Source organism: Burkholderia sp. LS-044 (genome assembly GCF_004803625.1).
Lineage (GTDB): Bacteria > Pseudomonadota > Gammaproteobacteria > Burkholderiales > Burkholderiaceae > Burkholderia > Burkholderia cepacia.
In genome coordinates this window covers 228,137-253,769 of the sequence record NZ_SSWO01000004.1, presented here as the reverse complement: position 1 = coordinate 253,769, position 25,633 = coordinate 228,137, and the positions used below count along the sequence as shown (strand labels likewise).

Below are 25,633 nucleotides of genomic sequence, written 5' to 3'. Positions count from 1 at the left end.
CGGTTCGAATAAAGCCGTAAGCTAGCCGTCTCTCAAAATAAATACATATAGCGCGGGCCCGCACCCGCGCGAGCGCCCATTCCATGTCGCATTCCGGTCTTACGCGGACGGCCGCCGCGCCGCCGTCCCTGTCCAGTCATGCCGCCGATACCGCCCGCCTCGCCGCGCCGCTCGCGATCGCGCAGCTCTCGCAGATGGCGATGAGCGTCACCGACACGGTGCTGCTCGGCTCGCTCGGCCCCGATTCGCTCGCCGCGGGCGGGCTCGGCGCGAACTTCTTCTTCGTCATCGTGACCGTGCTGCAAGGCGTGCTGTCGTCGGTCAGCGTCAGCGTCGCGCACGCACGCGGCGCCAAGGCCGACGAGCGCGTACCGCACATCTACTGGACCGGCTTCGCGCTGTCCGTGCTGCTCGCGATTCCGGCCATCATCGCGCTGTCGCTGTCCGAACCGATCCTGCTGATGTTCCACGAGCCGCCGTTGCTCGCGCATCACGTCGGCGAATACACGGGCATCCTGCGCTTCGCCGCGCTCGGCAGCCTGATCGGTGTCGGGCTGATGCGTGCATTCCTTCCGGCGATCGGTGCGGCGCGGCGGCTGCTGTGGGTGTCGATCGGCGGCGTCGGCGTCAACGCCGTGCTGAACTACGGCCTGATCCACGGCGCGTTCGGGCTGCCACGCCTCGGCTTCCTCGGTTCGGCGGTCGCGACGACGATCACGATCTGGCTCACCGCGCTCGCCCTGATCTGGCTGCTGCACGGCCGGCAGCGCTTCCGTCATTTCGTCACCGCCGCGCGCCCGAAGCTGCCCATGATGGGCGAGCTGATCGGCATCGGCTGGCCGGTGGCGATCACGTACGGGGTCGAGTCGACGCTGTTCCTCGCAACCGGCCTGACCATCGGCGTGCTCGGCGCGACGTCGCTGGCCGCGCACCAGATCGCGCTGAACGTCGCGTCGGTGGCGTTCATGGTGCCGCTCGCGATCGGCCAGGCCGCCAACGTGCGCGTCGGCTACTGGGTCGGCGCGGGGGCGCCCGTCGCCGCGCGGCACGCGGGTTTCGTCGCCCTCGGCCTCGGTGTCGCGTTCATGACGCTGTCGGGCATCGTGCTGATCGTCGCGCCGCACGCGATCGTCGGCCTGTACCTGAACCTCGACGATCCGTCGAACGCGGCCACGGTGTCGCTCGCCGCGTCGCTGCTCGGCATCGCCGCGGTGTTCCAGATCGTCGACGGCGCGCAGACCGTCGCGTCGGGCGCGCTGCGCGGCCTGAAGGACACGCGCATCCCGATGCTCGCGGCGACCCTCGGCTACTGGGGCATCGGTTTTCCGACCGGCTACTGGTTCGCGTTCCACGTGGGCCTCGGTGCCCGCGGCCTCTGGTGGGGTCTCGCGGCCGGCCTTGCCAGCGTGGCCGTGCTGATGGGGTGGCGCTTTCATCTGAAGAGCGCGTCGCTCATGACGTCGCCGCACTGAGCGCGACACGACGCGAAATCCCGGCCGGCGCTATGCTAGTCGGCTGAAGACCTCGAGACGCCGCGCCAGCGGCGCGACTGCCTCACGATACGTCTGGTTATGCCCGATGCCGCGCGACGACGCGCGGCCTTTCCCCTTTCCTGGAGGAGTGGATCATGAACGAAGCAGTTCGGATGGAACGCGATACGTTCGGCGAGATCGCCGTACCGGCCGACCGGCTCTGGGGCGCGCAGACCGAGCGCTCGCTGCAGAATTTCCGGATCTCGACCGAGAAGCAGTCGCCCGAGCTGATCCACGCGCTCGCGATCGTCAAGCGCGCCGCGGCGGCCGTGAACCAGTCGCTCGGCGTGCTGGCCGACGACAAGGCGCGCGCCATCATCGACGCGGCCGACGAGATCATCGCCGGCAAGCATCCGCGCGAATTCCCGCTCGCCGTGTGGCAGACGGGCTCCGGCACGCAGACCAACATGAACCTCAACGAGGTGATCGCGAATCGCGCGAGCGAACTGATGGGCGGCGAGCGCGGCGAAGCGCGCAAGGTTCATCCGAACGACGACGTGAACCGCGGCCAGTCGTCGAACGACGTGTTCCCGACCGCCATGCACGTCGCGGCCGCGTACGCGATCGTCAACCACCTGCTGCCGGCGCTGCGCACGCTGCGCACGACGCTCGACGCGAAGTCGAAGGCCTTCGCCGACATCGTGAAGATCGGCCGCACGCACCTGCAGGACGCCACGCCGCTCACGCTCGGCCAGGAGTTTTCCGGCTATGTCGCACAGCTGGACCAGGGCATCCGTCACGTCGAATCGGCATTGCCGCACCTGTATGAGCTCGCGCTCGGCGGCACCGCGGTCGGCACGGGGCTGAACGCGCATCCGGAGTTCGCGGTGCGTGTCGCCGATGAAATCGGCCGGCTCGCGAAGCTGCCGTTCGTGACGGCGCCGAGCAAGTTCGAGGTGATGGCGGCCGCCGATGCGCTGGTGTTCGCGCACGGCGCACTGAAGACGGTGGCTGCCGGCCTGATGAAGATCGCGAACGACGTCCGCTGGCTCGCGAGCGGGCCGCGCTGCGGGCTTGGCGAACTGTCGATTCCGGAAAACGAGCCGGGCAGCTCGATCATGCCGGGCAAGGTGAACCCGACGCAGTCCGAAGCCGTGACGATGCTGTGCTGCCAGGTGTTCGGCAACGATGTCGCGGTCAACGTCGGCGGCGCGAGCGGCAATTTCGAGCTGAACGTGTTCCGGCCGATGATCGCGCACAACGTGCTGCAGTCGGTGCGGCTGCTCGCCGACGGCGCGCAGAGCTTCAACGACCACTGCGCGGTGGGCATCGAGCCCAACCGCTCGCGGATCGACCTGCTGCTGAACGAATCGCTGATGCTCGTGACGGCGCTCAATCCGCACATCGGCTACGACAAGTCGGCGCAGATCGCAAAGAAGGCGCACAAGGAAGGCACGACGCTGAAGGCAGCCGCGCTCGCGCTCGGCTACCTGACCGAGGCGGAATTCGATGCGTGGGTGCGCCCCGAGCAGATGATCGGGTCGCGCTGACGGAACGACGACCGGCGGAATCGCGGGCGCGGCGCGATGCGCGGCGCCCGCCGCGGTCAGACCGCGCCTTTCGCGACTTCTTCCGGCTTCATCTCGACGATCTTGTCGAGCGCGGCCCGCACGTCGGCCGCATATTTCGCGAGCACCTTCTGTTCGTCGGTCTCGGGCACGAACGGCGGCACCGGCACCGGGTTGCCGTTCTCGTCGACCGCGACGAACACGACGAGGCAATCGGTCGTCTGGCGCAGCACGCCGCCCTTCGGATCCCCGGCATGGACGGACACATGGATGTGCATGCTGGTGCGGCCCGTCGCAACGACGCGCGCCTTCAGCTCGACGAGATTGCCGACCAGGATCGGACGCTGGAAACGGATGTTGCCGACGCTGACCGTCACGCAATAGCGGCTCGACCAGACGGCCGCGCACGCATACGCGACTTCGTCGATCCACTTCATCAGCGCGCCGCCATGCACCTTGCCGCCGAAGTTCACGGACGACGGTTCGGCGAGGAAGCGGAATACGGTTTCGGTGCGGTCGAGGGCGGCCGGTACGGGGGACGGTTGGGACATCGTGTTGGCTCCAAGCGGCAGGGGCGCTGTAATCGGCCGATTATACGTTGCACTGCGGCAACGCGTCGCGGGGCGCCCCGTGTGGCGCGGCTGTGGGGGCCGTGCCCGGCGTGCATGTGGCCGGCGCCGGTCAGCGGCGCACCGTGATGCCCTGATCGATCGTCCCGTACATCTCGAGGCTGCCGCCGCGCTCGCCGGCCGCGCCCGCACCGCCCTGCGCACAGGCCGTGCAGACGAGCGCCGCCGCCAGCAAACAGAAAATCGTCTTCATCGTTGCGTCGTGTCACGTGCGGCAGCCCGCTGCGGCCGCTTTCGGCCATTCTACGCGCGGGCCGCACGCGGCCGCGGCCCGGTTCGCCGCACCGACGCCGCCGGCGCGTCTGCATCCGACATTTCAGCCGGAACCGAAACATCGAATGCGCGCGCCCACTACACTGGAGACCATCCCGCCTGACGAGACACGACGATGACCGACCAAGACGACCACCACTTTCCGGGCCTGAGCCGCATCGGTTCGCTGATCGCCGACCCGGGACGCGCCGCGATGCTGTGGGTGCTGATGGACGGCAGCGCACGACCGGCAGGCGAGCTGACGATGATCGCGGGGTTGTCGCCCTCCGCCGCAAGCGCCCACCTCTCGCGCTTGACCGAAGGCGGCCTGCTCGCGCTCGACGTGCGCGGCCGACACCGCTACTACCGGATCGCATCGGCCGACATCGCGGCATCGCTCGAGGCACTCGCGAACGTCGCCCGCGCGGCCGCGCCGCATCGCGCGGCGCCGCCGCCGTCCCGCACGGTCCCGGCCGAATTGCGCTATGCGCGCACCTGCTACGACCACATGGCCGGCGAACTCGCGGTGCGCATCTTCGACGGGCTCACTGCGCGCGGCTGGCTCCAGGCAGACGGCGATGCGATCGAGACCACCGAACTCGGCACCCAGGCGCTTGCGCAATGGGGCATCGACGTCGCACAGCAGCGCACGCGCCGGCGCCGCTTCGCGTGCGGATGCCTCGACTGGAGCGAGCGGCGTTCACACCTCGGCGGCGCGCTCGGCGCGGCACTGCTCGAGAGCTTCTGCGCGCACGGCTGGATCGAGCGTGCGGCACGGCCGCGCGTGCTGCGCGTCACCGTGCCCGGACAGCAGGTTTTCGACGAGTGGCTTACGTCCGCTTGACGCCCGCATTGCGTCTGCACGACAACGGCGCGCGATCGACAGGTTTTGTTACATCGCGTGCCATTCGACTTACAAAACACCGAGCATTGAAACAGGCCGAGCGGATATTGTGAACTCAACGGCACGAATCGACGCGCCGCGACAATGACGAAGACGCTCACCATGGCCACCCTGTTCACGCTCAAGCGAACCGCCCGCTGCACGCTGCTCGCGTTCGTCGCGCTTGCGGCCCTGCCCCCCGCATTCGCGCAATCGGCCGGCGCCCCTCCGTATGCGGCCGCGGCACGGCAACCGGGCGGCGACCCGCCCAGCCGTGTCGCACGGCTCAATTACCTGTCGGGCGCCGTGACGACCGAGCCGGCCGGCACCGATACGTGGTCGTATGCCGCCGTGAACCGGCCGCTGACGACCGGCGACCAGCTCTGGAACGACGCCGGCGCGCGCTCGGAACTGCACATCGGCTCGACCGCGGTGCGGCTCGGCGAGTCGACGAGCCTGTCGGTACTGAACCTCGACGACACGACGACCCAGCTGAAAGTGGGGCTCGGCACCGTATCGACTCACGTGCGCGATCTGCCGGCCGGCGGATCGTACGAAATCGACACGCCGAACCTCGCGCTCGGCATCGCGGGCCCCGGCGACTATCGCGTCGACGTCGCGCCGAACGGCGCGAGCACGACGGTCACGGTGCGCAGCGGCAGCGCGACCGTCTACGGCAGCAACGGCCAGTATCCGCTGTCACCGGGGCAGCAGGTCGTGTTCACGGGCACCGACCTGCAGGTCGCGCAGCAAGCCGCCGCTCCCGGCCCCGATGCGCTCGACCGGTGGGCCGCCAGCCGCGACGCGGCCGAGGAGCGCTCGGTGTCGGCCCGCTATGTGTCCCGTGACATTCCCGGCTACCAGGATCTCGACGCAAACGGCACGTGGCGCGACACCCCGAATTACGGCCAGGTATGGGTGCCGAACGATACGCCGGCGGACTGGGCGCCGTATCACGACGGCCACTGGATCTGGCAGGCCCCGTGGGGTTGGACGTGGGTCGACGACGCGCCATGGGGTTTCGCGCCGTATCACTACGGCCGCTGGGCGTACGTGGACGATAGCTGGGCCTGGGTACCGGGCCCGCTGGCCGTCAGCCAGCCGCCGGCCTATGCACCGGCACTCGTCGCGTTCGTGGGCAGTGGCGGCGGCCCCGACTGGAGCGTCGCGCTCACGGTGGGCGGCGTCGCCGCGGCCGGCTGCGCGTGGTTCGCGCTCGGCCCGGGCGAACCGTGGCATCCGGGCTGGGGCGGCTGGAGCCCGCACTACTACGATCGTGTGAACCGCAACATCGTGGTGAACAACGTCAACGTGAACAAGACCGTGAACGTGACGAACATCACCAATATCACCAACATCAACAAGACCTACGTCAACTTCCGTGCGCCGCACGCGATCACGGCCGTACCGGCTTCCGCGTTCGTGCACGGCCAGCCTGTCGCGCACTTCTCGCAGCACGTCGACCCGCAGCAATGGCGCAATGCGCATGTCACGCCGGGTACGCCGGGCATTGCGCCGGTGCGCCAGAGCTTCACCGGCGGGCTGCGCAATGCGAGCTACCGCCCGCCGGCGGCAATTGCCCAGCATCCGTACGTCGCCACGCGCAATCCCGCCGTGCCGGCCGCGTATCGCGACCAGGCCGCCGCCCACCTCGCGCAGCAAGGCGGGCGCGTGCCGGGTGCCGGCGCGCCCGTCGTGAAGACGAACGTGCCGGCCGACTATACGGCGCGTCCGGTCCGCGTACCGGGCAAACCGGCTGGCGGCGCATGGGCGATGCACAACGTGCAGCTCGTGAATCCGCACGGCCCCGTCGTGCAGCCGGCTCGCGCGCCTCGCGAAGGCCAGCCGGCCGCCTTGCAGGCCGGGCGGCCGGGAACACCGATGCCCGGCGTGCCGAATGCCACCCGGCCCACGAACGGCGAAAACCCCGGCGCACCGCACTTCGCCAACGGCGGCATGCCGCAGGCACCCGGCAACCCGGCGCCGCATCAGGCGTTCGGGCCCGGCAACGGTGTCCCCCATCCGCCGGTAGCGAACAATCGTCCGGCCGGCATCGGCAATGCGCACGCGGCCGAGGCGCCGTCGCCCGCGTGGATGCAGCCGCACACACCGATGGAGCGCCAGCGCCCTGCTCCGCCCACTGCACTGCATGCGGCGGGACAGAATGCGCTGCCGCCGGTGCGCAGCGCGGCGATCCCGCATCCGGAGGGCGCGCCGACGCTGCAGGGCACGCAGCCCGGGGGCCGGAACGAAACGCCGCGCGCACTGCCGCAACCACGGCTCGACAATACGGCGCAGATTCCGCAGCCGCGCCCGCGCCCCGAATTCCCGACACCGGCGCAGCATGGGCAACCGCAACCGGAGCGGGCGGCGCCCGCGCCGCAACCGCACCCCGAATTCGCGCAACCGGCGCCGCACCGCGAGGTCGCCCCGCCACGTGTGAACGAGTACCGGCCGCCGGCCCCGGCCGTGCATGACATGCCGCGCCCGCAACCGCAGGCGCCGCGCATGGAGCCGAGACCGCAACCGGCGCCACGCATGGAGCCGCGCCCGTCGATGCCCGCACCGCACATGGAACCGCGGCCGCAACCGGCGCCGCACGTCGAGGCGCCACACCCGGGCAACCCGCCCCCGCAAGGCGGCCACGAAGAGCGGCACCGCCAGTAAGCGCCGCAAACGTGAAACAAAATGGCCCGACCGGTATCAGCCGGTCGGGCCATTTTCCTGCGGGAAGCGAATCGATGCCTCTGCGCGGCCCGGGCCGCGCGATCAGACGGCCATCGGTGCGGTCAGCGGTTCGTGGTGGCGATAGCCGACGAGCGAGAAATCCGACGGCTCGATCCGGTCCAGCCACTCGGGCTCATAGACGCCCGTCTTCGCGTAATCCGGCACACGCTCGGAAATCTCGAGCCGCGGGCTGTCGTAAGGCTCACGCGTGAGCTGGCGCTGCAGCATGTCGAGCTGGTTCTCGTAGATGTGCGCGTCGCCGATGAAGTACGTGAACCAGCGCGGCGTGTAGCCGGTCAGCCGGCCGACGAGCGCCAGCAGCGCGGCCCCTTCCGTCAGGTTGAACGGCGTGCCGAGGCCGACGTCGTTGCTGCGGATGTACAGGCACAGCGAGATTTCGCGCTTCGTAGCGTTCGGCAGGAACTGGTACAGCAGATGGCACGCGGGCAACGCGATCTGGTCGAGCACGGCCGGGTTCCACGCGTGAAACAGGATGCGACGATCGGACGGGTTCTCCATGATCGTGTCCAGGCACTGGCGCAACTGGTCGATCGCCTTGTACAGCAGCACCTTCGGTGCGCCGTCTTCGTCGAAACGCGTAACGATCCGGAAGCCGCGGCGCGTCGCATCGGCGATCTGCGCGTCGGCGCCCGCGTCGAGCACCTTGTAGCCCGGCCACTGGCGCCATTGCACGCCGTACACGTCACCGAGATCGTCGACACCCTGGCGATACGGGTTCGCAAGCCACTGGGCATTCTCGTTCGCGTTCGCGTCCCACACCTTGCAGCCGAGCGCGCGGAAATCGGCCGCGCTGCGGGAAGCGCGCAGGAAACCGACCAGTTCGCCGATCGCCGACTTGAACGCGAGCTTCTTGGTCGTCACGGCCGGGAAGCCTTGCTGCAGGTCGAAGCGCAGCATCGCGCCCGGCATGCTGATGGTGCGGATCCCCGTGCGGTTCTCCTGCCAGGTGCCGGTATCGAGAATGGTACGAACGAGATCGAGATACTGTTTCATGCGGGTTCCTTCGGCCGCGAGGGCGGCCGTACCCGCCAATTTTAGCAAGCGTGATGCGGAAGCTCCTGCAACGGCGCCGAAAACCCTGTCAGCGTGTCGCCGCGATCGCGCATGCCGTGCGCACACATCAGCCGGTAGAGCGTGACGCGCGACACGCCGAGTTCGCGCGCGGCATCCGCGAAACGGCCGCGATGGCGCAACAGCGCCTGCTCGATCGCCTGCCGTTCCGCCGCCTCACGCGCCTCCAGCAGCGACACGGGTGCGAGTGTCGCAAATTCGTTCAGCTCGAGATCGGCGGCGGTGATCATCCGCCCCTCCGACATGACGATCGCGCGGCGCACGCGATTGATCAGTTCACGCACGTTGCCCGGCCACGAATAGCCGTACAGCGACGCGACCGCATCAGGCGAAAAGCCGCGCAGGCGGCGATGCGCGTCGCCCTTGAAACGCTCAAGCATGTGGCGCGCAAGTATCTCGATATCCTTGCCGCGCGCGCGCAGCGGCGGCTCCTCGATCTTCAGCACGCACAGGCGATGGAACAGGTCCTCGCGGAACCGCCCTTCGCGCAGCGCGGCGTCCATGTCCACGTGCGTCGCACAGATCACGCGCACGTCGACGGGCACCGATACGTGGGCACCGAGCCGCTCGATCTTGCCTTCCTGCAGGAAGCGCAGCAGGCTTGCCTGGCTTTCGAGCGGCAAGTCGCCGATCTCGTCGAGAAACAGCGTGCCGCCGTTGGCGGCCTCGACGCGGCCGATCTTGCGCTGGTTCGCGCCGGTGAACGCGCCGCGCTCATAGCCGAACAACTCGGCCTGCAGCAGCGTCGACGGGATCGCGCCGCAATTGATCGCGATGAACGGCGCGTGCGCGCGCGACGAGCGCTCATGAATCGCGACCGCCGTCAGTTCCTTGCCCGTACCCGATTCGCCGGAGATGAACACCGGTGCGTCGGTCGCCGCGACGCGGCGAATCGTCCTGAAGAGCCCGAGCATCGCATCGCAGGTTCCGACCATTTCGCCTTCGCTGCGTCCCGTGCCGACGGGCGGTGCAGCGGTTTCGGTCAGCGCGACCATGCCGTGCGCGTGACCGACGGTCTCGACGATCCGCGACGTCTCGTACGGCATCGTCACGTAGTCGAAACAGTAGTCACGAATGAGATGGCGCAGCGTGGCGTCCTGCAACTGGCCGCGGCGCGTCGCCGCGATCCAGCCGATGTGCTGAATGCTCAGACAGGATTCGAGTTCGCGCAGGTCCGAGGGCTTGAAGCCCGGCGAAAAATCCAGCAGCCCGGCCGTCGCGACACCGTGCTGCACGACGCGCCGTACGTCCCGCACGGTCTCCGCGAGATCGACACGCCAGCCGCATTCGTCGAAATGGCCGCGCAACGCGTCGTTCGGCTCGCGCGAATAGTAGATCACATGCCGCTGATCGACTCCCATATGCTCACCCCGTTCCTCAACCGTCTAACGATTGCCGTGCACGTCAGTATGCGTGCGAAAGGATCGAATCGGGGCAGCCGAAGGCGGCTCGATTCGCCATGCCGATGCTCGGCAACGACAAAGCCTCGCATGATGGCGCTTATCTCGCGTCCAGTTATTTTGATCAAGATAGCTTAGTTATAGGCACTGAATACGACAATCCGATTTCAGTGCCGCGGGCGATACGGCCGAATCGCTCAGGAGGTCGATGCATGTCAATCGTCTGCACATAGCACCTGTGCAGCGATGCATGCAGTCATCGACACATGCGACGATTTTCATCCTTGAAGCGTATCGATTGAATCCGCAGTATTCCCGAGCCCCCTCGTTTCAGGCCTGAAACATTTTCAGCCGTTTTCCGACGCAACTCGCAACGCTTGCGCACGAATCGCAGTCTCGACAACGGTCGCGGCGCGATGGCATGCATTTCGCTGAATAGGGAAACCGTCGGAGACAGCGACCATGCGAAAACATCTTTTACTTTCTTTCGTGCCGATGACCATTGCGGTCGCGGCCGCCGGCCCGCCCTCGCCCGTACATGCAGACGAAAGCTCGAAGCCGGATCACGCCATGCTGCTTGCATCAAACGCGCCGGGCATGCAGCACGGCGTCGGGTTCGGCATCGTGACCGTGTCGGCGCCGCAACCGCTGCCGGCCGGCAGGACATCGGTGACACTGTGGGACGAGATCCCCCCGCCGCCACAGTTGCCAATGCCGCTCCCGATACCGCAGCCGGGCGACGTGCAGCACGCGATGGAAGGCACCGCACAAGGCAGTACGCACCAGTGACCGTCGACCGAACCATTTGATCAGGATGACGTATTGATCAGGGCAGGCCGGAGAGCATCGATCAGAGGCTGCATTCGCGATCTCTCGACACGAAACGGTTTTGTGCTCCGTCCCCCGGCGGGCACGCTTTTTATTCATTCCGTCGCCGCGACGCGTGGCTTCGACCGTCGCGGCGCACAGCGCCGGAAGGCGGATGCGCGCACCCGGAACCGGTGCGCGCCGCCGTTCCGGTAGAATCGACGCCATTCCGGTTTTCCTCTCCCCGACCTTCATGACGACGTTGACCCTGATCGTCGCGCGTGCCCGCAACGGCATCATCGGCCGCGACAACCAGTTGCCCTGGAAACTTCCCGAGGATCTCGCCTTCTTCAAGCGCACGACGATGGGCGCACCGATCGTGATGGGCCGCAAGACCCACGAGTCGATCGGCCGGCCGCTGCCGGGCCGCCGCAACATCGTCGTCACGCGCGATGCGGCGCGACGCTTCGACGGCTGCGACACGGTCACATCGCTCGCCGACGCGCTGGCGCTCGCCGCGCGCGACGGGGTGCCCGAGGCGTTCCTGATCGGTGGCGCGCAACTCTACACGGAAGGTCTCGCACTCGCCGACAAGCTGGTCGTCACCGAGATCGATGCCGACTTCGACGGTGACGCGTCGTTCCCGGCACCCGACGCCGCGCACTGGCAGGAAGTGTCGCGCGAAGCGCACCAGGCGGCCGCGCCGAACACGTTCGGCTATGCGTTCGTCGTCTACGAGCGCAAGCGCGGCTGACGCATCGCGCGCAATAAAAAAGCCCGACCGGCTCACTCACGCCGTCGGGCTTTTTTTGTTTGATGGCGGCCGATGCCGCGCGCCGCTTACTGCCCGGCGATCGTCATCTGCTCGATCAGCACCGAGCCGGTTTCCTTCGTGCCGCGCACGATCGAATCGGCGCCGATCGCGACGATATGCCGGAACATTTCCTGCAACGTGCTCGCGACGGTGATTTCCTCGACCGGATACTGGATCACGCCGTTCTCGACCCAGAAGCCCGCCGCGCCGCGCGAATAGTCACCCGTCACGTAGTTCACGCCCTGCCCCATCAGCTCGGTCAGCAACAGGCCCGTGCCGAGCTTCTTCAGCATCGCGTCGAAATCGTCGCCCGGCTGCGTGTTCGAGCTGCGCAGCGCGAGGTTGTGCGAGCCGCCTGCGTTGCCGGTGGTTTGCGTGCCGAGCTTGCGCGCCGAATAGGTCGACAGGAAGTAGCCTTCGACCACGCCATCCTTGACGACGCTGCGCGCACGCGTACGCACGCCTTCCTCGTCGAACGGCGCGCTGCCCATCGCGCGCGGCACGTGCGGATCCTCGACGACCTGGATGTGCGGCGCGAACACCGGCTTGCCGAGACTGTCGACCAGGAACGACGTCTTGCGGTACAGCGCACCGCCGCTCACCGCCTGGACGAATGCGCCGAGCAGGCCGGCCGCGAGCGGCGCCTCGAACAGCACGGGCACCTTGCGGGTGTCGAGACGGCGCGCGCCCATCCGCGCAAGCGCACGCTCGGCGGCATAACGGCCCACCGCTTCGGGCGCCGCAAGATCGGTCGCGCTGCGCTTCGACGAATACCAGTCGTCGCGCTGCATGTGGCGGCCGCTGCCCGCGATCGGCGCGCATGCGATGTAGTGGCGCGAGTACGGGTAGCCGGACAGGAAGCCACGCGACGTCGCGAGCACGAACTGCGAATGCTGGGCCGACACGCTTGCGCCTTCCGAATTGCGGATCTGCGGGCTGACCGCGAACGCGGCATCTTCCGCGCGGCGGGCGAGCTCGACGGCCTCGTCGGCCGTCAGTGCCCACGGGTGGTACAGATCGAGGTCGCGCGGGTCGGTTTCGAGCAGCTCGGCTTCAGCGAGGCCGGCGGCCTCGTCCTCGGCCGTGAAGCGCGCGATGTTGTAGGCGGCGGCGACGGTATCCTTGATCGCGCCCGGCGAGAAATCCGACGTGCTCGCGTTGCCGCGCTTCTTGCCGATGAACACGGTCACGCCGACCATCTTGTCGCGGTTGTGCTCGATCGTTTCGACTTCGCCGCGGCGCACCGACACCGACAGGCCGTCGCCCTCGGAGATTTCGGTCGCGGCATCCGTCGCGCCGAGGGCCTTCGCATGGCGAAGGATGTCCGAGGCGATTTCCTTGAGCTGGTCCTGCGTGTGCGGGAAATAGCGCGCTTGTACGTCGAGATTGGCTGCCATCGTCTTGATATCCGGTGGCGGGCGGGCGCCCGCATGTTCAAAATGTTGCGTATCCCGCGATCATAGCAAGGTCCGGGGCCGGACACCGACAAGCTTGGCGTGTCCGCGGCGCGATACAATGCCGTCCATGACACGCAAAACCCGAATCCAGCCGATCGAGCATGCCGTCGAGGACGACGACAATGGCTACGATCGCCCCAGCAAATCCCAGTTGAAACGCGAAATGCACGCGCTGCAGGAGCTCGGCCAGGCGCTCGTCGACCTGCCGAAGGACGCCCTCAAGCGCATGCCGATGCCCGAAGATCTCGCGGACGCCGTGCGCGAAGCCCGCCGGATCACCGATCACGAAGGCAAGCGCCGCCAGCTCCAGTACGTCGGCCGCGTGATGCGCTCGCTGACCGACGACGAGACGGCCGCGCTGCGCACCGCGCTCGACGCGCAGCGCGGCGTGAACAAGGCCGCGACGGCCCGCCTTCACTGGATCGAACGCACGCGCGAACAGTTGCTCGCGAACGACGATGCGCTGACCGAATTCCTGCGCCAGCACCCGGAAGCCGATATCCAGGAAGGCCGCACGCTGATCCGCAACGCACGCAAGGAAGCGCAGCAGGGCAAGCCGCCGCGCTATTTCCGCGAGCTGTTCCAGTGGATCAAGGCCGCCGGCGGCACGTCGGATGCGGACGACGAAGCGGCGGACGACGCCGGAGACGACCATGACGACGAAGCGTAACCACCCGGACGAGCTCGTCGTCGGCCTCGTGTCGATCAGCGACCGCGCGAGCACGGGCGTCTACGAAGACAAGGGCATTCCGGCGTTGCAGGAGTGGCTCGCCGGCGCGCTCACGTCGCCGTGGCGCGCCGAAACGCGCCTGATCCAGGACGATGCGCCCACGATCTCCGCCACGCTCGCCGAGCTCGTCGACGTCGCGGGGTGCGACCTCGTGCTGACGACCGGCGGCACGGGCCCCGCGCGCCGCGACGTGACGCCCGAGGCCACGCTGGCCGTGGCGACGAAGGAAATGCCCGGGTTCGGTGAACAGATGCGGCAGATCAGCCTGAATTTCGTGCCGACCGCGATCCTGTCGCGGCAGGTCGCGGTGATCCGCGAAACGGCCCAGGCCGACCATGCGGCGCTGATCATCAACCTGCCGGGCCAGCCGAAATCGATCCGGGAAACGCTCGAAGGGCTGCGCGATGCCGACGGCAAGTCGACCGTGCCCGGCATCTTCGCCGCGGTGCCCTACTGCATCGACCTGATCGGCGGCCCGTATATCGAGACCGACGCCGCGGTGGTCGCGGCGTTCCGGCCGAAAAGCGCGCGGCGCTGAGCCTGTACCCGGCGCCGGGCGCGTGCCGGCCCGCTCAGGCGGCCGGCGCGGACTCGCCTGCCGGAGCCGACGCGGCCGGAATCAGGAAATGCTCGCGGTAGTACTTCAGCTCGTCGATCGACTCGTGGATGTCCGCGAGCGCCGTGTGCATCGCCCGCTTCTGGAACCCCTTGTAGATCGCCGGCTGCCAGCGGCGGCACAGCTCCTTGAGCGTGCTGACGTCGAGATTGCGGTAGTGGAAGAACCGCTCGAATTCGGGCATCCAGCGCGCCATGAAGCGGCGGTCCTGGCAGATCGAGTTGCCGCACATCGGCGACTTGCCGGGCGACACGTACTGCGCGAGGAAGGCCTGCAGCTGCGCGGCGGCGTCCGCTTCGGTCACGGTCGATGCGCGCACGCGGTCGATCAGGCCCGAGCGGCCGTGCGTCGACTTGTTCCAGTCGTCCATCTTCGCGAGCGTTTCGTCGCTCTGGTGGATCGCGAACACGGGGCCTTCGACGGCGACGTCGAGCGTGGAATTGGTCACGACGACCGCAATCTCGATGATGCGGTCGTTATCCGGGTCGAGGCCCGTCATCTCCATGTCGAGCCAGACGAGGTTCAACTCGTTGCGCACGAGCGCGGGCTGGCTGGTGGAAGCGGCGGTATCGGTCATGAGTCATCCTGGAAAATGGCGGGCAGCGCGCGGCGCCGCCCGGGCGGCCGGCATCGCATCAGCGGGCCCGGTCCGCAAGAACATATAATTCTCGCATAGAACCCTTTGGCGCCTTCGATGTCACCCTTTTCGTTCACCCTGCTGTTCGCGCTCGCCGTGCTCGCGATGGTCGTCACCAAGCTGTGGCTCGCGTCGCGGCAGATCCGCTTCGTCGCCGCGCACCGCAACGACGTCCCCGCGCAGTTCAGCGCGACCATCCCGCTGACCGCCCACCAGCGCGCGGCCGACTATACGGTCGAGCGTACCCGGCTCACGATGCTCGAGATCGTCGTCAGCGCGGCCGTGCTGGTCGGCCTCACGCTGCTCGGCGGCGTCGGCGCGCTCGACACGCTGCTCACCGGCTGGCTCGGCCGCGGCTACGGGCAGCAGGTCGCGCTCGTCGCCGCGGTGCTCGTGATCACGAGCGCGATCGACGTCCCGTTCGAGTATTACCGCCAGTTCGGAATCGAACAGCGCTTCGGCTTCAACCGGATGACCAAGCGGCTGTTCTTCACCGACATGCTGAAAAACTCGCTGCTTGGCGCCGCGCTCGGCCTGCCGCTGCTGTTCGTCGTGCTGTGGCTGATGAACCAGGCCGGCAGCCTGTGGTGGCTGTGGACCTGGATCGTCTGGGTCGCGTTCCAGATGCTCGTGCTGCTGATCTACCCGACCTTCATCGCACCGATCTTCAACAAGTTCGAACCGCTCAAGGACGACGCGCTGCGCGCGCGCATCGAGTCGCTGATGAAGCGCTGCGGCTTCGCGGCGAAGGGCCTGTTCGTGATGGACGGCAGCCGCCGCTCCGCGCACGGCAACGCGTACTTCACGGGCTTCGGCGCCTCGAAGCGGATCGTGTTCTTCGACACGCTGCTCGCGCGGCTGTCCGGCCAGGAAATCGAGGCCGTGCTCGCGCACGAACTCGGCCACTTCAAGCGCCGCCACGTGATGAAGCGGATGCTCGTGTCGTTCGTGCTGAGCCTCGTGCTGCTCGCGCTGCTCGGCTGGCTTGCACAGCGCACGTGGTTCTACACGGGGCTCGGCGTCACGCCGTCGCTCGACACGAGCAACGCGGGCGCCGCGCTCGTGCTGTTCTTCCTCGCGATTCCCGTGTTCCTGTTCTTCGCGACACCGTTCGGCAGCCTCACGTCGCGCAAGCACGAATTCGAGGCCGACGCATTCGCGGCCAGCCAGACCGACGCGCAGGATCTCGTCAGCGCGCTCGTGAAGCTCTATGAGGACAATGCGTCGACGCTGACGCCCGACCCTGTCTATACGGCCTTCTACTACTCGCATCCGCCCGCCTCGCAGCGGATCGACCGCCTGCTGCAGCACGCATGAGCCGGCCGACCTCCCGCAAGCCGGCCCCGCGCGCGTCGGGCGCGCAGCGTGCCGAAGGCCGCGTGATCGCGGCGCACGGGCGTCACTACATCGTCGCGCCCGACGATGGCGGCCCGATGCTGCAATGCTTCCCGCGCGGCAAGAAGAGCGATATCGCGGTCGGCGACCGTGTCGCGTACGAACTCGCCTCGGCCGACCAGGGCGTCATCGTCGAGATCGGCGAACGGCGCAACCTGCTGTACCGTTCCGACCAGTTCAAGTCGAAGCTGTTCGCGGCCAACCTCGACCAGTTGCTGATCGTGCTCGCGACCGAACCCTATTTCAGCGAGGACTTGCTCGGCCGCGCGCTGATTGCCGCCGAGGCGAACGAGCTGAAGCCGCTCGTCGTGCTGAACAAGATCGACGTCGAAGCCGCGCTGCCGGTCGCGCGCGAGCGCCTCGCGCCCTACCGCGCACTCGGCTACGACGTGCTCGAGCTGTCGGTGAAAGGCTCGCCCGACGACGCGCGCGCGCAACTGATGCCGCACCTCGCCGGGCATTCGACGATCCTGCTCGGCCAGTCCGGGATGGGCAAGTCGACGCTCGTGAACCTGCTCGTTCCCGACGCCGAAGCCGCCACCCGCGAGATTTCGGCCGCGCTCAACAGCGGCCGTCACACGACGACGTTCACGCGCCTCTACCCGCTGGAAGGCGGCGGCGCCCTGATCGATTCGCCGGGCTTCCAGGAATTCGGCCTCTACCACCTGACGGAAGGCCGTCTCGAGCGCGCGTTTCCGGAGTTCCGGCCGCTGCTCGCGGACTGCCGTTTCTATAATTGCCATCATCTGCACGAACCCGGCTGCGCGATTCTCGAAGCCGTCGCCGACGGCCGCATCGCGCCGACACGGCATGCGCTGTACGCGCAGCTCGTGCACGAGGCAAGCCAGATCGTCCGCTGATCGCGCGGCACGCGCGCGGCGGCCAGCCGGTGCCATGCGGGGCCGGCCCTCACCGACAGGAGCCGCGATGCGTTTCAAGGCACCCGATCTCGCGACGGCGCAGCATTGGGCCAACGTGCTCCAGGTGGCCGGCATCGGTTGCGAGCTGCATAACTGCTACGCGACAGGCGCACTCGGCGGCCTGCCTGCCGACGCGTGCACGCCCGAGCTGTGGCTCGACGACGAACGCGACGACGCGCTCGCGCGCCGGCTCCTCGATGCCGCTTCGCACGGCCCGTCGGCCGGCGCCGCGCCGTGGCGCTGCCGGCAGTGCGGGGAGGCGCTCGAGGCCCAGTTCACGGCCTGCTGGCAATGCGGCGCCGTGCGCGACCCGCGCGACGATTGACCCGCACAGCAAAAAGGCCGGCATCAAGCCGGCCTTTTGTCTTTCATCGGGCACCGCACTGCCCCGTCACGACACCCAGACGGCGAGCGTCAGCATCAGCAGCAGAATCATCCACAGGATCACCGCGCGCCAGACAAGGCCAACCGCGGATTGCAGCGTACGCGGCGTGCAATCGTCGCCGACCGTCAACGGACCGCTGTCACCGACCGCCAGCGCATCGAGGCTCGACGGTTCCGCGAGCGGCCCCGCGAGGCGTGCACCGAGCGCGCCGCTACCGGCTGCCAGCAGGACGCCGTCGTTCGGATCGGGCCACTGGCGCGTATGGTTGCGCCACGCGTAGATCGCGTCCTCGAAGTTACCGACGATTGCAAAGCCGAGCGCGGTCAGTCGCGAGGGAATCCAGTCGATCACGAAGAACGCGCGCTGCGCGAACGTCGAGAAGGCTGCCGTGCGGTCGTCACCCGGCGTCGACCAGCTGCGCGCGAGGTATTCGGAAATCCGGTACAGCACGGCACCGGCCGGGCCGATCGGCAGCACGTACCAGAAGAACACGCCGAACACGTGACGATGCGATGCGACAACGGCGTGAATCAGCGTATGGCGGACGATTTCGCCGACCGGCATGTCGACCGTGTCGATACCCGTCCACTCGTGCAGGATTTCGCGCGCACGCGGCACGTCATCGTTGTTGAGCGCGAGGTGGATGTCGGTGAAGTAGTGGCTGAACTGGCGGAAGCCGAGCGTGAAATACACGACGACGACGTTCCAGATGAACGCGAGCACGAAGCTCACCTTGTACAACAGGAAATAGATCAGCGCGACGATCAGCACCCACGGCAACACGACCGCGAGCCATGCGAGGATGCCGTGCTTCTGCTTGCCTGCGTCGAGACCATGCGCGACGGTTTCCGCATGAAACTGGAACAGCGCGAACACCGGATTGTTCGGCGACAACGCGCGGACCTGTTCGATGATGAGGGCGAGGAGAACCGAAAAGAAAGTCATGCGTGGCGCCGTCTTCGGAGTTATGTCATTTTTTGCATAACGATAGCACAGCGTAAGCACCGGATGGCTGCCGGCGCGGTCGTGCGGCAGCCGGCCGCGCGCGCCAGCCGCCGTGTGCGCCTAGCCGGCGGCCAAGAAGCGGTACAGATTGCGCAACATGCCGGCAGTTGCGCCCCAGATGAAGTAATGCCCGCCGGGTTCGCCATTCGGATAAGGCATCGCAAAAAAACGACGCTCGCCGCCTTCCCAGCGAAACACCCTGACCTGATGGTTCGCGGGATTCATCAGGAACGCGAGCGGCACTTCGAAAATCTCGGCCACTTCGAACGTGTCGGCCTGCACGGTGAACGGCGGATGCACGAGGCCGACCACCGGCGTCACGCAGAAGCCCGTGCCGGTCAGGTAGTCGGGCAACGCGCCGAGGATCTCGACACGCTCGTCCGCCAGCCCGATCTCTTCCTTCGCCTCGCGCAACGCGGTTGCGGTCGCGTCGCGGTCGAACGGTTCGCGGCGACCGCCGGGGAAGCTGATCTGTCCGGCGTGATCGTTCAGGTGGTCGGCGCGCTGGGTCAGCAACATGGTGAGGCCGGACTCGCGGACGACGAGCGGGACGAGGACGGCCGCGCTACGCGGATCGACGCCCTCCTGCAGTCTCGCCTCGTCGGGCTCGACGCTCCACTCGAGCGTGCGCGCGAAACGGTCGCGCAGGCCGGACGGTGTCATCAGGCGGGAATCGATGGCCGGCAAGCCGGCGCCGGTGCCTTCGACCGGCAGGACTTCGGGATCGATGATGGGGCGGCGATTCAATGGGGCTCTCGTGTTTGTGTCGTATCGAGCATATTGTCGCGCCAGAATGAAAAAAGCACCCGGGTGGGTGCTTTTTCCTTACAGCTCTTACTCTTGGGAAGCTGCTGCGGCGCGATCCTTCGACACCAGCTTTTCCTTGATACGAGCCGACTTGCCCGAACGCTCGCGCAGGTAGTACAGCTTCGCACGACGCACATCACCGCGGCGCTTCACGACGATGCTTGCCAGCAGCGGCGAGTACGTCTGGAACGTACGCTCGACGCCTTCGCCCGACGAGATCTTGCGGACGATGAAATTCGAGTTCAGGCCACGGTTGCGAATAGCGATCACGACGCCTTCGTAGGCCTGAACGCGCTTGCGGTTACCTTCAACCACGTTCACGTTCACGATCACCGTGTCGCCCGGGGCGAATTCGGGGATCGTCTTGCCGGCGAGCGCGCGCTCGATTTCTTCCTGCTCAAGTTTTGCGATCAGATTCATTACTGACTCCTTATGCCATCGTGTCGGCGTTGGTACCCGCCTGCTTCCAGGCCTGGCCCCGATAGAGGATGGATTCACATCAGGCACCGCACACGCATGCACGGCACCGCCAATTCCCGCCCGCGACACCGCCTCAAGAGGCGTCTTTCGCTTCGCGTGCGAGGTTCGCAAGCCACGCCTCGTCGGCCCGGCTCAGCAACTTCTCGCGGCGCGCCCGGACGATCAGGTCCGGCCGCTTCCGCAACGTATTCCTCAATGCTTCCTGGCGTCGCCACCGCTCGATCTCGGCATGATGCCCGCCGAGCAGTACGTCCGGCACACGCATGCCATCGTATTCCTCGGGGCGCGTGTAGTGCGGACAATCGAGCAGGCCGTCGGCGAAACTGTCCTGCACGGCCGACAGCGAATCGTTCAGCACGCCGGGCAACAACCGCACCACGGCATCCATCATCGCCATCGCCGGCAGTTCGCCGCCCGACAATACGAAATCGCCGAGGCTGATTTCCTCGTCGACGCAACGATCGAGCAGGCGCTGGTCGATCGCTTCATAGCGGCCGCACAGCACGACGACACCGGGTTCCTGCGCCATCCGCACCGCGCGATCGTGCGTGAGCGGTGCACCTTGCGGCGACATCATCACGACGCGCGTGCTCGCGATACCCTGTTCCGCCTGCGCCGCTTTCGCGGCATCGATCGCGGCTTCGAGCGGCCTGGCCAGCATCACCATGCCCGGACCGCCGCCGTACGGACGATCGTCGACCGTGCGGTAGTTGTCCGTCGTGAAATCACGCGGGTTCCAGGTGCGCAACCCGAAGCGCCCTTGCTTGACGGCCCGGCTGGTGATCCCCCAGTCGGTCAGTGCACGGAACATCTCGGGAAAGAGCGTGACGACGTCGAACTGCACCGCGCTCTCGGTAACCTGGTTCATTTCAGTAATCGGCTTCCCAGTCGACGACGATGCGACGCGCCGCCTGATCCACCGTTTTGACGTATACGCCGACGAACGGAATCAACCGCTCGTCGGTGGTCGGCTGACCGTCTTTGCCGGTCGCCGGATACTCGACACGCATGATCGAATGCACGCCGTTGTCGATCATCCCGCTCACCTTTCCGAGCGCCACCGATTGCTCGTTGACGACATCGAGACCGATCAGGTCGACCCAATAGAATTCGTCCGCGGCCAATGCCGGGAAATCTTCCCGGCGCACGAACACGCGAAAACCGCGCATGGCCAGCGCGGCATCGCGGTCGCTCACGCCCGCGGGTTGCGCAACGACAGTGTCGCTGTGCGTCTTCGACTGCAGGATGCGGACGGAAAGCCGCTCCGCACCGCGCTCCAGCCACCAGCGGCGCGCCTTGAGCAGCGCGTCGCCACCGCGACCGGCGTCGGCATGCGTCGTCACCTTGACCCAACCCTTCAGGCCATAGGCGTCGACAACTGCCCCGACCTCGACGGCATCGTCGGGCCAGGCTTGCGCCACTTCGAGACTGCCCTGCTCGGCAGCCTGACCGGCGTTCGCGACAACGTCGCGCTCGACCGGCTTGCGGACGAATGCGCCAAACGACGCACGCCCGCGCCTTGCATTACCGGAATCGTGACCCGCCATCAATGCACCTCACAGCCGGCACGACCGGCACACCGTGCCATGTTAGGCAGCCGGTTGCGCCTTTTGCGCTTCCTTCACGAGACGCTGGACGGTCGGCGACAGTTGCGCGCCAACGCCTTGCCAGTACGTCAGGCGATCCTGAGCGATACGCAGCGATTCGCCCTTCGTGGCGACCGGGTTGTAGAAGCCGACGCGCTCGATGAAGCGGCCGTCACGACGGTTGCGCGAATCGGTAGCAACGATGTTGTAGAACGGGCGCTTCTTCGAGCCGCCACGAGCCAGACGGATGATAACCATATGATGTCCTTCGGGAAAACCGGGTTCGAAACTACTGAAACACGCGATTATAGCCGGAAACCAGAGGTACAACAAACACTTACGCGCAAAAAATCCGCGGGCGGCCTGTCCGCCGGGCATAGAATCGTCGTGTCCGGGACGTTCCACACCGTCATGCCACCCCTTCGCGCCGCCTCGATGCGCCGCGCGCAGCATCGTTTTGCGGCGCTGCTTGCCGGCCTTGCCTGCCTCGTATCCGCAATGGCGTCAGCCGCGCCGCTGCCGGTGGGCGAACTCGTCGTGCCGCCCGGTTTCCACGTCGAAGTGCTGGCCGACGCGGTACCAACCGCGCGCGAAATGGCGTGGTCGCCACGCGGCATCCTGTATGTCGGCACGCGGGAAGGCCGCGTGCACGCGTTCGTGATGCACGAGGGCCGGATCAGCGCGCGCTACGTGATCGCTTCCGGGCTCGACATGCCCGTCGGTGTCGCCTACCGTGACGGCGCACTCTATATATCAGCCGTATCGCGCATCCTGCGGCTCGATCGCATCGACGACCGGCTCGCCACGCCGCCCGCACCCGCCGTCGTCACCGACGCGCTGCCGACCGAACACCATCACGGCTGGAAATTCATCGCGTTCGGCCCCGACGGCAAGCTGTACGTGCCGACCGGCGCACCGTGCAACGTCTGTCTCGCCGATCGCAGCCGCTACGCGATCATCGCGCGCATGAAAGCGGACGGCAGCGGGAACGAGGTTGTCGCCCGCGGCATACGCAATACGGTCGGCTTCGCATGGCACCCCGATTCGGGCGAGCTGTGGTTTACCGACAACGGGCGCGACATGATGGGCGACGACGTGCCCGACGACAAGCTGAACCGCGCACCGCGCGCCGGCCTCGACTTCGGCTTCCCGTACTGCCATGGCGGCGACACGCCCGACCCCGAATTCGGCAGCCCCGACGTTTGCCGCCGCTACGTGCCGCCCGTATTGAAACTCGGTGCGCACGTCGCGGCCCTCGGCATGCGCTTCTATACAGGGCCGATGTTTCCGGCGTCATATCGCAACAACGTGTTCATTGCCGAACACGGCTCGTGGAACCGCAGCACGAAGGTCGGCTACCGCGTGATGCGTGTTGTGGTCTCGGCAGACGGCAGCCACGCGCGCCAGACTCCGTTCGTCACGGGCTGGCTGCGGCCCGACGGCACGGTATGGGGACGCCCTGCCGACGTGCTGCCGCTGCCGGACGGCTCGCTGCTCGTCAGCGACGACTACGCGGGCGCAATCTATCGCGTGACTTATGCGGCACCTTGACGCAGTACAGGGGTGACCGGCCCCGACCGGGCATCGTAGAATGCGTGCCGGGCCGCGCGCCCGCGCCGGCCCGCCGGCCGCCCATGCCAACGACAATACGCCGCCATCCATGTCCAGCAGCACCGCACCGTCCCGCCGCTTCCGCTCCAAGACGCTCACCGCCGCCCTCGCGTTCCTGTTCGGTTCGCTCGGCGCGCACCGCTTCTATCTGTATGGCTTTCGCGACGTGTACGGCTGGGCGCACCTGCTCGCGACGATCGTCGGCATCCCGGGCTTCCTCTTGCTCGCCGCGACCCAGCGCAGCGCCGGCCTAGGCTGGTGGCTTGCGGTACCCGGCGCAATCTCGCTGCTGGCCGCCTTCCTCGCCGCGCTCGTCTACGGGCTGCGTCCCGACGAAAAATGGGACGCGCAATTCAACGCGGAGACGGGCAGGCAAAGCAAGTCGGGCTGGACCGTGATCTTCGTGGTGATCTTCTCGCTGCTGATCGGCGCGTTCCTGCTGATGACCGCGCTCGCACTGTCGTTCCAGACGTATTTCGAGTCGCAGGTCGAAGCAGCCAAGCAGATTTCGCAGTAAGCGCAACGAACGCGACGCACCGGCTTGGCGCGCCGATCAGAACAGGTTCAATTGCATGTCGTCGCGCGCCTGCGTCGATCGCGTGCGGGCTGAACGAACAGCAACACGCGGCACCGGCGCTGCGGCGGCAGGCGTGCCGCGAAACTGCGACAGATCGAGAATGCCGTTCGTGCGCTCGTTCAGCCCGAGCCGCTTGACGGCCTGGCGGAAGCGCTGCCGCAGCAGGTCGGCCCAGATTCCCTCGCCCTTCATCCGCTTCGAGAAATCCGAATCGTAGTCTTTCCCGCCGCGCATGTCGCGCACACGGTTCATCACGCGCTCCGCGCGGTCGGGAAAATGCGCGGCCAGCCAGTTCTTGAACAGCGGCGCGACTTCCCACGGCAGCCTCAGGATGATGTAGCTCGCATGCGTCGCGCCGGCTTCCGCGCACGCCTCGAGCACACGCTCCATGTCGGGCTCGGTGACGAACGGAATCACCGGCGCAATGCTCACGCCGACCGGCACGCCCGCCTCGCTCAGCGCACGAATCGTACGCAACCGTCGCGCCGGCGTCGCCGCGCGCGGCTCGAGCGTGCGCGCGAGATCGGCGTCGAGCGTCGTGATCGTGACCGCCGCCATCACCTGCTTGCGCTCGGCCATCGGCGCGAGCAAGTCGAGATCGCGCTCGATCAGCGACGACTTCGTGATCGCCGCGAACGGCAACCCGCGATCGTGCATCACCTGAATCACGCTGCGCGTGATGCGCAAGTCGCGCTCGACCGGCTGGTAGGCGTCGGTGTTGACGCCGAGCGCGATCGGCTCCGGCACGTAGCGCTTGCGCGAAATCTCGCGCTCGAGCAACTCGGCCGCATTGACCTTCGCATAGATGCGGCTTTCGAAATCGAGCCCCGGCGACAAGCCGAGATAACTGTGCGTCGGACGCGCAAAGCAGTAGATGCACCCGTGCTCGCAACCGCGATACGGATTGAGCGATACGCTGAATGGAATATCGGGCGACTGGTTGTGCGTCAGGATGCTCTTCGCCCGCTCCTCGAATACCTGCGTGCGCAGCGGCGCGGGGAAATCGGCATCGTCCGACTCGTGTGTCCAGCCGTCGTCGACCGCTTCACGCTGGGCGATCTCGTATCGCCCCTGCAGGTTGTCGACCGCACCGCGCCCCTTGCGGGGCACGGGCGGCGCTATCGGAAATTCGTTGTCGGATCGATCGTCCATATGCCCACCCATTCGCCTGCGCCCAATACTGTACATTTATACAGTATTGGGCGCAGCGTGCCAAGGGCGGGATAAAGGGCCCGGCGGCCTGCCGCCGGTACGTCAGTCGCCCACCGCGATCGTCAGCGTCTCCTTGATTTCTTCCATCACGACATAGCTCTTCGACTGCACGGCGCCGGGCAACTGCAGCAGGATGTCGCCGAGCAGCTTGCGGTAATCGGCCATTTCGCCGATCCGCGCCTTGATCAGGTAGTCGAAATCGCCGGACACGAGATGACACTCGAGCACCTCGTCGATCTTCATCACTTCCCGGCGGAATTGCTCGAACATGTTGCCGCCCTTGTGGCCGAGCGTGATCTCGACGAACACCAGCAGCGCGGCATCCAGCTGGTGGGGATCGACACGCGCGTGATAACCGGTGATCACGCCGTCCCGCTCCATGCGCCGCACACGCTCGATGCACGGCGTGACGGTCAGTCCGACCTGTTCCGCGAGGTCCTTCATCGCCATCCGGCCGTCGTCCTGGAGCAGTTTCAGGATGCGCCGGTCGAGCTTGTCGAGCGAGCGTACGGGCTGACGTTGCGTTCTCATTTGTTTATGCTGAAAACCTGAAAAATACGATAACAAAACC

The 25,633-nt window shown here is 67.0% G+C and carries 27 protein-coding genes; 13 read left to right on the top strand and 14 right to left on the bottom strand.

The window, feature by feature from the left end; genetic code table 11:
* Positions 1–83 precede the first annotated feature (83 nt).
* Together norM and fumC are read left to right on the top strand one after the other, a co-directional pair.
* Entirely contained in the window at positions 84–1,472 is a 1,389-nt protein-coding gene (norM, locus tag E9536_RS12555; RefSeq protein WP_059681811.1) for a multidrug efflux MATE transporter NorM, read from the top strand.
* A gap of 155 nt (positions 1,473–1,627) precedes the next feature.
* Complete coding sequence (fumC, locus tag E9536_RS12550; protein WP_027788032.1) at positions 1,628–3,022, top strand: class II fumarate hydratase; 1,395 nt, start codon at positions 1,628–1,630, stop codon at positions 3,020–3,022.
* Positions 3,023–3,078: 56 nt separating this feature from the next.
* Here the strand turns inward: fumC and E9536_RS12545 are convergent, their stop codons facing one another.
* Both E9536_RS12545 and E9536_RS41400 read right to left on the bottom strand, forming a co-directional pair.
* Positions 3,079–3,591 carry an acyl-CoA thioesterase gene (locus tag E9536_RS12545; protein WP_012328135.1) on the bottom strand — a complete coding sequence of 171 codons (513 nt, stop codon included), beginning with the start codon at positions 3,589–3,591 and terminating at the stop codon, positions 3,079–3,081.
* A gap of 130 nt (positions 3,592–3,721) precedes the next feature.
* Positions 3,722–3,862, bottom strand: a complete 141-nt coding sequence (locus E9536_RS41400) for a hypothetical protein (RefSeq protein ID WP_166741985.1) — start codon at positions 3,860–3,862, stop codon at positions 3,722–3,724.
* Positions 3,863–4,057: 195 nt separating this feature from the next.
* On the opposite strand from E9536_RS41400, the gene E9536_RS12540 reads away from it, so the two are divergent.
* The gene (locus tag E9536_RS12540) at positions 4,058–4,765 is read left to right on the top strand and encodes a helix-turn-helix transcriptional regulator (RefSeq protein WP_027788033.1); all 708 of its coding nucleotides are present in this window, start codon (positions 4,058–4,060) and stop codon (positions 4,763–4,765) included.
* 162 nt (positions 4,766–4,927) lie between these two features.
* Complete coding sequence (locus E9536_RS12535) at positions 4,928–7,471, top strand: DUF6600 domain-containing protein (protein WP_136470027.1); 2,544 nt, start codon at positions 4,928–4,930, stop codon at positions 7,469–7,471.
* Positions 7,472–7,573: 102 nt separating this feature from the next.
* On the opposite strand, the gene E9536_RS12530 is transcribed toward E9536_RS12535, so the two are convergent.
* Positions 7,574–8,545: a thymidylate synthase gene (locus E9536_RS12530; RefSeq protein WP_027788035.1), complete on the bottom strand. Its 972-nt coding sequence runs from the start codon at positions 8,543–8,545 to the stop codon at positions 7,574–7,576.
* 41 nt (positions 8,546–8,586) lie between these two features.
* Positions 8,587–9,984, bottom strand: a complete 1,398-nt coding sequence (locus tag E9536_RS12525; RefSeq protein ID WP_027788036.1) for a sigma-54 dependent transcriptional regulator — start codon at positions 9,982–9,984, stop codon at positions 8,587–8,589.
* 501 nt (positions 9,985–10,485) lie between these two features.
* On the opposite strand from E9536_RS12525, the gene E9536_RS12520 reads away from it, so the two are divergent.
* Positions 10,486–10,812, top strand: coding sequence for a hypothetical protein (locus E9536_RS12520; protein ID WP_059681804.1), 327 nt, complete (start codon positions 10,486–10,488; stop codon positions 10,810–10,812).
* A 271-nt stretch (positions 10,813–11,083) separates the two neighbouring features.
* Positions 11,084–11,584, top strand: a complete 501-nt coding sequence (locus E9536_RS12515) for a dihydrofolate reductase (protein ID WP_060206231.1) — start codon at positions 11,084–11,086, stop codon at positions 11,582–11,584.
* 86 nt (positions 11,585–11,670) lie between these two features.
* Here the strand turns inward: E9536_RS12515 and pmbA are convergent, their stop codons facing one another.
* Positions 11,671–13,041: a metalloprotease PmbA gene (gene pmbA / locus E9536_RS12510; protein WP_027788039.1), complete on the bottom strand. Its 1,371-nt coding sequence runs from the start codon at positions 13,039–13,041 to the stop codon at positions 11,671–11,673.
* Between the two features lie 127 nt (positions 13,042–13,168).
* Here pmbA and yjgA point away from each other — a divergent pair, with 127 nt between their 5' ends.
* A complete protein-coding gene (gene yjgA, locus E9536_RS12505; RefSeq protein ID WP_272481468.1) occupies positions 13,169–13,771 on the top strand; it encodes a ribosome biogenesis factor YjgA in 603 nt (200 codons plus the stop codon).
* On the top strand, positions 13,755–14,369 hold the full coding sequence (mog, locus tag E9536_RS12500) for a molybdopterin adenylyltransferase (protein WP_027788041.1): 615 nt from the start codon (positions 13,755–13,757) through the stop codon (positions 14,367–14,369). The genes yjgA and mog overlap by 17 nt, the downstream gene beginning before the upstream one ends.
* Before the next feature lie 34 nt (positions 14,370–14,403).
* On the opposite strand, the gene orn is transcribed toward mog, so the two are convergent.
* Complete coding sequence (gene orn, locus E9536_RS12495; RefSeq protein WP_021159736.1) at positions 14,404–15,024, bottom strand: oligoribonuclease; 621 nt, start codon at positions 15,022–15,024, stop codon at positions 14,404–14,406.
* Positions 15,025–15,141: 117 nt separating this feature from the next.
* Between orn and E9536_RS12490 the strand changes: the two genes are divergently transcribed.
* The 3 genes from E9536_RS12490 to E9536_RS12480 all read left to right on the top strand — a co-directional run bounded on the left by E9536_RS12490 (position 15,142) and on the right by E9536_RS12480 (position 17,724).
* Complete coding sequence (locus E9536_RS12490) at positions 15,142–16,401, top strand: M48 family metallopeptidase (protein ID WP_136469926.1); 1,260 nt, start codon at positions 15,142–15,144, stop codon at positions 16,399–16,401.
* On the top strand, positions 16,398–17,339 hold the full coding sequence (rsgA, locus tag E9536_RS12485) for a ribosome small subunit-dependent GTPase A (protein WP_021159738.1): 942 nt from the start codon (positions 16,398–16,400) through the stop codon (positions 17,337–17,339). Before E9536_RS12490 ends, rsgA begins: the two co-directional genes overlap by 4 nt.
* Positions 17,340–17,406: 67 nt before the next feature.
* Entirely contained in the window at positions 17,407–17,724 is a 318-nt protein-coding gene (locus tag E9536_RS12480) for a hypothetical protein (RefSeq protein ID WP_021159739.1), read from the top strand.
* Positions 17,725–17,790: 66 nt separating this feature from the next.
* Here E9536_RS12480 and E9536_RS12475 read toward each other — a convergent pair whose 3' ends face one another.
* The 6 genes from E9536_RS12475 to rpsP all read right to left on the bottom strand — a co-directional run bounded on the left by E9536_RS12475 (position 17,791) and on the right by rpsP (position 21,920).
* Positions 17,791–18,729: a CobD/CbiB family protein gene (locus tag E9536_RS12475; protein ID WP_021159740.1), complete on the bottom strand. Its 939-nt coding sequence runs from the start codon at positions 18,727–18,729 to the stop codon at positions 17,791–17,793.
* Positions 18,730–18,849: 120 nt separating this feature from the next.
* On the bottom strand, positions 18,850–19,536 hold the full coding sequence (locus E9536_RS12470) for a CoA pyrophosphatase (protein ID WP_021159741.1): 687 nt from the start codon (positions 19,534–19,536) through the stop codon (positions 18,850–18,852).
* A gap of 87 nt (positions 19,537–19,623) precedes the next feature.
* Positions 19,624–20,016 carry a 50S ribosomal protein L19 gene (rplS, locus tag E9536_RS12465; RefSeq protein ID WP_006753174.1) on the bottom strand — a complete coding sequence of 131 codons (393 nt, stop codon included), beginning with the start codon at positions 20,014–20,016 and terminating at the stop codon, positions 19,624–19,626.
* Between the two features lie 133 nt (positions 20,017–20,149).
* Positions 20,150–20,944, bottom strand: a complete 795-nt coding sequence (trmD, locus tag E9536_RS12460; protein WP_027788044.1) for a tRNA (guanosine(37)-N1)-methyltransferase TrmD — start codon at positions 20,942–20,944, stop codon at positions 20,150–20,152.
* A gap of 1 nt (position 20,945) precedes the next feature.
* Complete coding sequence (gene rimM / locus E9536_RS12455) at positions 20,946–21,623, bottom strand: ribosome maturation factor RimM (protein WP_136469925.1); 678 nt, start codon at positions 21,621–21,623, stop codon at positions 20,946–20,948.
* 42 nt (positions 21,624–21,665) lie between these two features.
* Positions 21,666–21,920 (bottom strand): 30S ribosomal protein S16, encoded by a 255-nt coding sequence (rpsP, locus tag E9536_RS12450; RefSeq protein ID WP_006476550.1) that lies wholly within the window; start codon positions 21,918–21,920, stop codon positions 21,666–21,668.
* A 153-nt stretch (positions 21,921–22,073) separates the two neighbouring features.
* Between rpsP and E9536_RS12445 the strand changes: the two genes are divergently transcribed.
* Together E9536_RS12445 and E9536_RS12440 are read left to right on the top strand one after the other, a co-directional pair.
* Complete coding sequence (locus E9536_RS12445) at positions 22,074–23,213, top strand: sorbosone dehydrogenase family protein (protein WP_124839728.1); 1,140 nt, start codon at positions 22,074–22,076, stop codon at positions 23,211–23,213.
* Between the two features lie 109 nt (positions 23,214–23,322).
* Complete coding sequence (locus E9536_RS12440) at positions 23,323–23,790, top strand: TM2 domain-containing protein (RefSeq protein ID WP_027788047.1); 468 nt, start codon at positions 23,323–23,325, stop codon at positions 23,788–23,790.
* Between the two features lie 36 nt (positions 23,791–23,826).
* Here the strand turns inward: E9536_RS12440 and E9536_RS12435 are convergent, their stop codons facing one another.
* Both E9536_RS12435 and E9536_RS12430 read right to left on the bottom strand, forming a co-directional pair.
* Positions 23,827–25,014: a PA0069 family radical SAM protein gene (locus tag E9536_RS12435; RefSeq protein WP_060206221.1), complete on the bottom strand. Its 1,188-nt coding sequence runs from the start codon at positions 25,012–25,014 to the stop codon at positions 23,827–23,829.
* A 90-nt stretch (positions 25,015–25,104) separates the two neighbouring features.
* The gene (locus tag E9536_RS12430) at positions 25,105–25,593 is read right to left on the bottom strand and encodes an Lrp/AsnC ligand binding domain-containing protein (RefSeq protein WP_011351353.1); all 489 of its coding nucleotides are present in this window, start codon (positions 25,591–25,593) and stop codon (positions 25,105–25,107) included.
* Positions 25,594–25,633 lie beyond the last annotated feature (40 nt).

Bases quoted from the DNA above. Each gene is read 5' to 3' on its own strand.
- norM (WP_059681811.1), top strand. From the start codon at position 84: ATGTCGCATTCCGGTCTTACGCGGACGGCCGCCGCGCCGCCGTCCCTG.
- fumC (WP_027788032.1), top strand. From the start codon at position 1,628: ATGAACGAAGCAGTTCGGATGGAACGCGATACGTTCGGCGAGATCGCC.
- E9536_RS12545 (WP_012328135.1), bottom strand. From the start codon at position 3,591: ATGTCCCAACCGTCCCCCGTACCGGCCGCCCTCGACCGCACCGAAACC.
- E9536_RS41400 (WP_166741985.1), bottom strand. From the start codon at position 3,862: ATGAAGACGATTTTCTGTTTGCTGGCGGCGGCGCTCGTCTGCACGGCC.
- E9536_RS12540 (WP_027788033.1), top strand. From the start codon at position 4,058: ATGACCGACCAAGACGACCACCACTTTCCGGGCCTGAGCCGCATCGGT.
- E9536_RS12535 (WP_136470027.1), top strand. From the start codon at position 4,928: ATGGCCACCCTGTTCACGCTCAAGCGAACCGCCCGCTGCACGCTGCTC.
- E9536_RS12530 (WP_027788035.1), bottom strand. From the start codon at position 8,545: ATGAAACAGTATCTCGATCTCGTTCGTACCATTCTCGATACCGGCACC.
- E9536_RS12525 (WP_027788036.1), bottom strand. From the start codon at position 9,984: ATGGGAGTCGATCAGCGGCATGTGATCTACTATTCGCGCGAGCCGAAC.
- E9536_RS12520 (WP_059681804.1), top strand. From the start codon at position 10,486: ATGCGAAAACATCTTTTACTTTCTTTCGTGCCGATGACCATTGCGGTC.
- E9536_RS12515 (WP_060206231.1), top strand. From the start codon at position 11,084: ATGACGACGTTGACCCTGATCGTCGCGCGTGCCCGCAACGGCATCATC.
- pmbA (WP_027788039.1), bottom strand. From the start codon at position 13,041: ATGGCAGCCAATCTCGACGTACAAGCGCGCTATTTCCCGCACACGCAG.
- yjgA (WP_272481468.1), top strand. From the start codon at position 13,169: ATGACACGCAAAACCCGAATCCAGCCGATCGAGCATGCCGTCGAGGAC.
- mog (WP_027788041.1), top strand. From the start codon at position 13,755: ATGACGACGAAGCGTAACCACCCGGACGAGCTCGTCGTCGGCCTCGTG.
- orn (WP_021159736.1), bottom strand. From the start codon at position 15,024: ATGACCGATACCGCCGCTTCCACCAGCCAGCCCGCGCTCGTGCGCAAC.
- E9536_RS12490 (WP_136469926.1), top strand. From the start codon at position 15,142: ATGTCACCCTTTTCGTTCACCCTGCTGTTCGCGCTCGCCGTGCTCGCG.
- rsgA (WP_021159738.1), top strand. From the start codon at position 16,398: ATGAGCCGGCCGACCTCCCGCAAGCCGGCCCCGCGCGCGTCGGGCGCG.
- E9536_RS12480 (WP_021159739.1), top strand. From the start codon at position 17,407: ATGCGTTTCAAGGCACCCGATCTCGCGACGGCGCAGCATTGGGCCAAC.
- E9536_RS12475 (WP_021159740.1), bottom strand. From the start codon at position 18,729: ATGACTTTCTTTTCGGTTCTCCTCGCCCTCATCATCGAACAGGTCCGC.
- rplS (WP_006753174.1), bottom strand. From the start codon at position 20,016: ATGAATCTGATCGCAAAACTTGAGCAGGAAGAAATCGAGCGCGCGCTC.
- trmD (WP_027788044.1), bottom strand. From the start codon at position 20,944: ATGAACCAGGTTACCGAGAGCGCGGTGCAGTTCGACGTCGTCACGCTC.
- rimM (WP_136469925.1), bottom strand. From the start codon at position 21,623: ATGGCGGGTCACGATTCCGGTAATGCAAGGCGCGGGCGTGCGTCGTTT.
- rpsP (WP_006476550.1), bottom strand. From the start codon at position 21,920: ATGGTTATCATCCGTCTGGCTCGTGGCGGCTCGAAGAAGCGCCCGTTC.
- E9536_RS12445 (WP_124839728.1), top strand. From the start codon at position 22,074: ATGCCACCCCTTCGCGCCGCCTCGATGCGCCGCGCGCAGCATCGTTTT.
- E9536_RS12440 (WP_027788047.1), top strand. From the start codon at position 23,323: ATGTCCAGCAGCACCGCACCGTCCCGCCGCTTCCGCTCCAAGACGCTC.
- E9536_RS12435 (WP_060206221.1), bottom strand. From the start codon at position 25,014: ATGGGTGGGCATATGGACGATCGATCCGACAACGAATTTCCGATAGCG.
- E9536_RS12430 (WP_011351353.1), bottom strand. From the start codon at position 25,593: ATGAGAACGCAACGTCAGCCCGTACGCTCGCTCGACAAGCTCGACCGG.